This window comes from Vibrio sp. 10N.222.49.C9 (genome assembly GCF_041474985.1).
GTDB lineage: Bacteria > Pseudomonadota > Gammaproteobacteria > Enterobacterales > Vibrionaceae > Vibrio > Vibrio crassostreae_C.
On record NZ_JBFRVD010000019.1, the window covers coordinates 1 to 973 of the forward strand.

At 39.2% G+C, this 973-nt stretch carries 1 pseudogene; it reads left to right on the forward strand.

From position 1 onward, the window contains the following. Nucleotides 1-409: 409 nt before the first annotated feature. Nucleotides 410-664, forward strand: a pseudogene (locus AB4585_RS08315) (transposase); the annotation flags it as partial. Nucleotides 665-973 lie beyond the last annotated feature (309 nt).

Genomic DNA, 973 nt, shown 5'->3' on the forward strand with positions numbered 1-973 from the left:
TGATTTGATCAACAACGCCTACTGGACATCATTATAAGTTAGATGATATCAACATGTTGGATCACAGAAATAGACCAATTGCTTTTTTCATTCTCGATCATATTCACCCAGATAATCCTTTTGGGAATATATGTGACTACGAAAAGGCAAACTAAAACTGGGTTTAATGCGACGCTTGCGTCGGCCTATTTAGAACAAGGTCGAATGTATAAAGTATTATAGTGGATTTTCAAACATGACACTATTCAGGAAACTCGCGAGCAGTGCAGTGTATTGTTAGCGAGTATAAATGACTTTGTTGCGTAATTCAGTGGAGCTAAACCCAGAACCTACGATCTGATCAGTTACGTCTAAAACCTTTCGTAGCCTCATCCCTAAACTTTGAAACAATGCAGCCAATCATTCATTCATTTACCGTGGCTCTCAGATCTTGTGGGTTGATGAAGAGTTGATAAGTGGCTGGGCGCAAAGCAAACAGAATAAACGTGGCAGACCACGTCGATTCAGTTATTTAGCTATCACGACAGCGATCATGGTGAAACGCGTGTTTTTTATGCCACTGAGTACGCTGCAAGGATTTATCGACTCGATATTTATACTTGCCAATGCTCCATTAAGTTATCCGAATTATTCTTGCATCAGCCGTAGAACTAAGCAAGTTGAGGACGGGTAGCAAGTGTATAGTCTGGCGAAAGATACCTTCTGAGAACGCAGTCACCAACGAAATATCGCTATAGGTTGCTGAAACTTAAGTGTTAAACAAGCTTTCTGGGTGCGGTATACCTGAAATTTGTCGCATTGTATAAAAAGCATACGGAATGGAGCGCTATCTCGAAATTTAATTACGCAATAAAGCCGAGGTTTGTAAGTATTCATGCAGGTTATTGATAGTTAAGCATTAATTTGATAAATTGCCTACCGTTAACAAAGTTAATACTGAAATGTTATGTAAATTGGCGTTGTTGCCTAAATT